Consider the following 6,113-nt stretch of genomic DNA (forward strand, 5'->3'; position numbering starts at 1 on the left):
GCCGGCCCATGCCGTTCAAGTCCCTCTCGACCTATGCCCCGCAGATGCTGGGCGTCCTTCGGATCGTGTCCGCGCTGATCTTCTTCGCGCACGGCACCCAGAAGCTTCTGGGCTTTCCGGCAAGCGACATGAACCCGGCGGTGATGTCGCTGCCCTGGATCGCGGGCGTGATGGAGCTGGTCGGCGGCGCGATGCTGATCCTGGGCTTCATGACGCGTCCGACGGCATTCCTGCTGTCGGGCCTGATGGCCGCGGCATACTGGATGGCGCATGCCCCCCGCAGCCCCTTCCCGGCGCTGAACGGTGGCGATGCAGCGATCCTCTACTGCTTCGTCTTCCTCTACCTGGTCTTCGCGGGCCCCGGCGCCTTCAGCATCGACCGCGCCACGGGCCGGGAAGACTGAGCAGGACTTCAGATCGGATCTAGGAAACGGGGCTTCGGCCCCGTTTTTCTTTGTCTTTTCGAGATCGTGGCCTTGGTCGCGAAAAAAATCGACCTTCGGTGAATTTTCTGCTTGCGGCCATCCGCGCACACCCCTATACGACCCAAACGCAGCGGCGCCGAGGTGCTCTGCAAAGAACGGTGGGGCCATAGCTCAGTTGGTAGAGCGCTTGCATGGCATGCAAGAGGTCAGGGGTTCGACTCCCCTTGGCTCCACCAGATCTTCTTGAAAAGCACCAGATATTTTTGCCTTTCTCGTCAGAGGATTTGACTCTGCCGCGCAGACGGGTGCTGTTTTCCTTACGAAAATCGATGCTGCTTTGATCCGCACCTTTTCGGCGTGTTGATCGCTTCGCAGCCCTCCCCTCTGTCAAAACCGAGAATGGCCCATGAGCGACCATTTCTTCGTCGTGACGGGCGGCCCCGGTGCGGGCAAGACCAGCCTGATCACCGAGCTCTCCCGCCGCGGCCTCCACACAACCCCCGAATCCGACCGCGCGATCATCCGCGAGGAGGTGGCCAGCGGCGGAGACGCCCTCCTTTGGGCACAGATCGCATCGCCTATGCCGAGCGGATGCTGGAACATGACCTGCGCGCCTGCAGCGCCGCACAGTCCCTCTCAGGCCCCGTGACCTTCGACCGCGGCATTCCTGACGTTCTGGGCTACCTCACCCTCTGCGGCCTCCCCGTGCCGCCCAGCATCGCCGCAGCGGCCAAGGCAGCCCGCTACAACGCCCGCGTCTTCCTGACACCCTGCTGGGATGAGATCTTCACACAGGATACCGAACGTAAGCAGAGCCGCGCCGAAGCCGAAGCGACCTGTGCCGTCATGCGCGAGACCTACACTGACCTCGGTTACGAGATCACGGAGCTGCCGCGCACCAACATCGCATCACGCGCCGACTTTGTCTGTGCGCAGCGGAGCAACAGTAAACGCAAGATGCCCTGGTAAAACTGCTGAAGCGGACAAACCGCATGGTCCCTCCGGCCTCCCGCTGCCTGACATTCACGGCCCTTATCGGCCCGTTGCCGACCTTTGCTTCGCCGACTAACGCCGCAGCGCGGCATCATCAGATCGGACTTTCGCTGCGCCTGCATGGGTTCCGAAACATCGAACTCGCACAACGCGGGACAACGAGGTCATGCAATCGCGCACAAAAGAGAAGAACCTAATCGGGATCACATTGGACATTCCTGCCAATATTGCACGATTTTCGGAAAGGTCGCGCGAACCTCCTATGTCTGCGGGCTTTGGCGGACGGACCGACCTCGCTTTGGCAAAGAGTTCAGCTCCTGCCCCCTGATTGCGGTCCGGAACGCCGTTGGCGTCATGTTGCGGGCATTGCGAAAGCGTCGCGCGAAGTCGGCGGCATCGGAGAAACCGCACTCGGTTGCGATCAGGCCCACGGGGCTGTCGGTCTGCATCAGCATTTGGCACGCCCGGCCAAGCCGCAGTTGCAGCACATAGGCGCTGATGGACATGCGGGCGCTGCGCTTGAAGATCCGTTGCAGCTGACTTTCGGTCAGATGCACAAGATCACACAGCGGGGCCAGCCGCACCGGTTCATCGTAATGGGCATGCAAATGGTCCAGCACCTTCTGCATCCGCGCCCGGTCGCGCGGCATCTCGCTGACGGTAACCTCTCCGCTGGCCAGCGGCACTCGGTCAGTAGATCCTGACAAGGTCGCAAGGATGGATTGGAAGGCAATCACCTGATCCACGCTGTCAATCTGACCCAGTTGCAGGATCCGGTCTCGCAGTTGCGCCGACGTTTGTGCGCCGAACCGCAATCCACGCCGGGCCTGCGCAAGCAGCGGCGTGACGGGCGAAAGCTCTGGCACCAGACCGATCAGGCTGGTGATCCAGTCACTGGTGAACCAGCACACAATGGCGCGATGGTCGCCGGCAATCTCGATCAGGTTTTGGGATTGAAACGCGTGCGGCAGATTGGGGGCGATCAGGACAAGATCGCCATCGTTGTAGGGCCCGACATGATCTCCCACAAAGCACAATCCGCGGCTGTTCACCGTGAGGGTAAGTTCGAATTCCGGATGGTAATGCCAGTTGAACGGAAACTCTGGCAGGCGGCGGTCGAAGACATGCAGGGACCGGTCCGGCGGGATGGCAACGGTCTCGAAGTAGGGTGGCGATATGGGCATTACATTCAACTGTAGCGCTGAGATGCGGCAATCATACAGGGATATGCGGCAATAGGGAATGGTGCGCGCGGTGAAGGCTTGGCATCTGTGAAGCGGAAACCGGGGAGGATGTGATGCAAACCATTAGGACGGATGTCGCGATTATCGGGTCGGGGGTGGGTGGATCTGCCGTGGCGCATCAACTCGCAGGCAGCGGCGCAAAAATCCTGATCCTCGAACGCGGCGACGATCTGCCGAATGAGCCGCAGAACAGCGATGCAGAGGCAGTTTTCGTCCAGTCCCGATACAAGACGGCGGATGAATGGGTGGACGCGAAGCGGGCACCCTATCGGCCCGGTCAATACTACTATGTCGGCGGGCATACGAAGTTCTACGGCACCGCGATGTTCCGGTTCCGCAAAAGTGATTTCACGCACACGCAGATCGATGGCGCCACATCCCCCGCCTGGCCGGTCAGCTACGCCGATCTTGCGCCATACTACGCCGCGGCCGAACGCCTGTATGGCGTGCGCGGCGCGGCAGGTGTCGATCCGACCGAGCCGCCCCGCGATGCCTTCCCCCACGCCGCGATCCCGCACGAGCCGGTGATTGCCGCGCTGTCGGATCGGTTGCGCGCCCAGGGCCTGCACCCATTTGCGATGCCATCTGCAATCGATTATGGCCCCGATGGCACCTGCCGGCGCTGCGGCACCTGCGATGCCTTTACCTGCCGGTTCGACGCCAAGGGTGACGCGGATAAGCGCGTGCTCCGCCCACTTTTGGCGCATTCGGACGTGCGGCTGGACCGCAACGCAAAGGTTACGCGACTGATCACCGATGGCGAGGGCAAGCGTATCGTCGCCGCGGAGGTGCTCCGGTCCGGAGAGATCCTGCGCGTGGAAGCGCAGGTCTTCGCCCTCTGCGCGGGGGCGATCAATTCCGCTCTGATCCTGCTGCGGTCCGCCTGTGAGGCGGCACCGGACGGAATTGCCAACCGGTCCGACGTCGTGGGCCGATACCTGATGAACCATCACCTGACCGGGCTGATGGGGGTGAAGCCGTTCACTACAAACACCACGAAGTTCCCCAAAACCCTGTCGCTGAATGACTTCTACCACGGTTTGCCAGATGATCCCGATGCGCGCGGCAACATCCAGATGCTCGGCAATATCCAGGGTGCGATGATCCGTGCAACGTATCCCAGAACGCCGCGTGCCGTGGCCGACTGGTTGGGCCGCCATTCCGTCGACGTGCTGGCGATGGGCGAGGATCTGCCCGACCGCGAGAGCCGCGTGCGCCTTCTGGACGGTGACCGGGTGCAGGTCGATTACCGCCCCGGCGGGCGGGCCGCCCATGACCGGTTCGTGCGCCATGTCAGGCATGTGCTGCGCCGGGCCGGGTTCCCGGTCGTTCTGCGTCACAGCTTCGGCATTCAGGCCCCCTCGCACCAATGCGGCACGGTGCGGATGGGCGATGATCCGGCGACATCAGCCCTAAACGCCATGTGCCGCGCGCATGATCATCCGAACCTTTACGTGGTGGACGCGGGGTTCTTTCCCTCATCCGCCGCGCTGAACCCCGCCCTGACCATCGCAGCCCAGGCGCTTCGGGTCGGGGCGCATCTACGCAATGCCCGCGCCATCTGAAAGGACACGCCCCATGAACTTCCTGTTGCCCCTGACGGGTTCCTTCGCACAACCCGCAGCCGAGAACCCGACCGTCGCGATGATCGAGGCCGCCTACCGCCATCACGGTCTCGATTGGCGCTACATCAACGTCGAGGTCTCGCCCGACGATCTGGCGGACGCGGTGCGCGGCGCTCGGGCGATGGGCTGGCGCGGCTTCAACTGTTCCATCCCGCACAAGGTCGCCGTGATCGACCACCTCGATGGGTTGGGAAAATCGGCCGAGATCATAGGAGCCGTCAATACCATCGTGCGCGACGGTGACCGGCTGATCGGTGAAAACACCGACGGGCGCGGCTTTGTCGCGGCGCTGAAAACGGTCGTGGATCCGGCGGGCAAATCCGTCGTCCTGTTCGGTGCGGGCGGTGCGGCGCGGGCGGTTGCGGTCGAGATGGCGCTGGCCGGCGCCACGCGGATCACCGTCGTCAACCGCAGCGCGGAGCGGGGGCGAGTGGTCGTCGATCTGCTGAACGACCGCACGGATACGCAGGCAAGCTACAAGTCGTGCGAGGGCACATTCGTCGTGCCGTCCGGCTCGGATATCGTGATTCATGCCACATCCGTCGGTCTGTATCCCGACGTCGACGCAATGCCCGACATCGACACCGACAGCCTGACGCCCGAGATGGTCGTTGCCGACGGCATTCACAACCCGCCCCTGACACGCCTGATTCAGGCCGCCAAGGATCGCGGCTGTAAGACCGTCGACGGGCTCGGGATGCTGGTGCAGCAGGGCGTGATTGGAGTGAAATACTGGACCGGTGTGGATGTCGATCCGCACGTCATGCGGCAGGCCCTGCTGGATCTCGAATTGTAGATGGAGAAGCGACTGTCTTGGACAGCGTCGGTCATTCTGATCTGGTTGCTGGCTGCCGGAAATCGACCAGACCAAAGAATATGAGGCGTCACGAGATCCGTCCCGATTTCGCTGTATGACAGGATTTTGCCAGAGTGTTTCATTAGTGGAAATGGGCTCGAAGCGGTCGAGCGGCGTGCAGCCAAATCACTTTGGCGGTGTAGCATGGCGCTCGCGGCCCACACCGGTCATTGGCCAGGATCACCATTGCCGCAGCGCGGCTTCCCCATACCGGACCTTCATGGCACCGCGCAGCATAGTCCAGGGCCCCGAGGTCAGCGGTGCGGAACATTCCCGTCATTCGCCGCGGCGGTCCGATCTGTGCCGCGATCGCGAGACTTTTTGCTGGATGGGCGGGAAGCAGGCTTTCGCTGCGTGTGCGAGCCGAGCCCTGCCAGACCACGGAAGCGGACACTCCGCCAGGACCGCGCCGCGGAACCCTGGTTCACCTGCAGGAAGGGTGGAGGCCGGAAGTTCGCTGCGGATGCCATGTGATCTTCGACCACCAAGAAATTCGGACCTTGGACATGCTTGCTGCATTGAGCTAAGTCGGCCTTGTCGACCGCTTCGCATACTCACACAACAGGCCCCGTTTGGGGACGGAGTAGTAAAAATGCCCTCGCGGACATGAAGTGGCTCGTGTGACCTGCTCCCTTTAGAGTCCGCGTTCTTTAGTTCGCTCTGTCCAGGGTTTGGTCCTCTACTGACCGTTGGTGATACTCCCACGGGGTGAGCCCGTCGAGGCTCGTGTGGGGGCGGTGGTGGTGGTAGTCGTCGCGCCACGCCTCAATCAGGTCGTGGGCGTGGCGCAGATTGGCGAACAGGTGCTCATTGAGGCATTCGTCACGCAGCCGTCCATTGAAGCTCTCGACGAAGCCGTTCTGCATGGGCTTTCCTGGCGCGATGTAATGCCACTCGACCTTGCGATCCTCCTGCCATTTCAGGATGGCATTCGAGGTCAGCTCCGTGCCGTTGTCACTGACCACCATAC

At 62.5% G+C, this 6,113-nt stretch carries 5 protein-coding genes, 1 tRNA gene and 1 pseudogene; 5 read left to right on the forward strand and 2 right to left on the reverse strand.

Annotation, left to right across the window (positions count from 1 at the left end):
• Nucleotides 1-8: 8 nt before the first annotated feature.
• The 3 genes and pseudogenes from F804_RS0109715 to F804_RS16160 all read left to right on the forward strand — a co-directional run bounded on the left by F804_RS0109715 (nucleotide 9) and on the right by F804_RS16160 (nucleotide 1,394).
• A complete protein-coding gene (locus F804_RS0109715) occupies nucleotides 9-404 on the forward strand; it encodes a DoxX family protein (RefSeq protein WP_022707559.1) in 396 nt (131 codons plus the stop codon).
• 181 nt (nucleotides 405-585) lie between these two features.
• A tRNA-Ala gene (locus F804_RS0109720) sits at nucleotides 586-661 on the forward strand.
• A gap of 170 nt (nucleotides 662-831) precedes the next feature.
• Nucleotides 832-1,394, forward strand: a pseudogene (locus tag F804_RS16160) (AAA family ATPase).
• Between the two features lie 284 nt (nucleotides 1,395-1,678).
• Here the strand turns inward: F804_RS16160 and F804_RS16165 are convergent.
• A complete protein-coding gene (locus F804_RS16165; RefSeq protein WP_022707560.1) occupies nucleotides 1,679-2,602 on the reverse strand; it encodes a helix-turn-helix domain-containing protein in 924 nt (307 codons plus the stop codon).
• Between the two features lie 113 nt (nucleotides 2,603-2,715).
• Here F804_RS16165 and F804_RS0109735 point away from each other — a divergent pair, with 113 nt between their 5' ends.
• Both F804_RS0109735 and aroE read left to right on the forward strand, forming a co-directional pair.
• On the forward strand, nucleotides 2,716-4,227 hold the full coding sequence (locus F804_RS0109735) for a GMC oxidoreductase (RefSeq protein WP_022707561.1): 1,512 nt from the start codon (nucleotides 2,716-2,718) through the stop codon (nucleotides 4,225-4,227).
• A 13-nt stretch (nucleotides 4,228-4,240) separates the two neighbouring features.
• On the forward strand, nucleotides 4,241-5,083 hold the full coding sequence (aroE, locus tag F804_RS0109740; protein WP_028725838.1) for a shikimate dehydrogenase: 843 nt from the start codon (nucleotides 4,241-4,243) through the stop codon (nucleotides 5,081-5,083).
• A 710-nt stretch (nucleotides 5,084-5,793) separates the two neighbouring features.
• Here aroE and F804_RS0109745 read toward each other — a convergent pair.
• Nucleotides 5,794-6,113 (reverse strand): integrase core domain-containing protein (locus F804_RS0109745; protein ID WP_022707563.1); only part of this gene is annotated, 320 nt, incomplete at its 5' end.

It is taken from the genome of Paracoccus zeaxanthinifaciens ATCC 21588 (assembly GCF_000420145.1).
In the GTDB taxonomy this organism is placed as follows: domain Bacteria; phylum Pseudomonadota; class Alphaproteobacteria; order Rhodobacterales; family Rhodobacteraceae; genus Paracoccus; species Paracoccus zeaxanthinifaciens.

Excerpts from the sequence above, each read along its gene's own strand:
- F804_RS0109715 (WP_022707559.1), top strand. The coding sequence starts at position 9 with ATGCCGTTCAAGTCCCTCTCGACCTATGCCCCGCAGATGCTGGGCGTC.
- aroE (WP_028725838.1), top strand. The coding sequence starts at position 4,241 with ATGAACTTCCTGTTGCCCCTGACGGGTTCCTTCGCACAACCCGCAGCC.
- F804_RS16165 (WP_022707560.1), bottom strand. The coding sequence starts at position 2,602 with ATGCCCATATCGCCACCCTACTTCGAGACCGTTGCCATCCCGCCGGAC.
- F804_RS0109735 (WP_022707561.1), top strand. The coding sequence starts at position 2,716 with ATGCAAACCATTAGGACGGATGTCGCGATTATCGGGTCGGGGGTGGGT.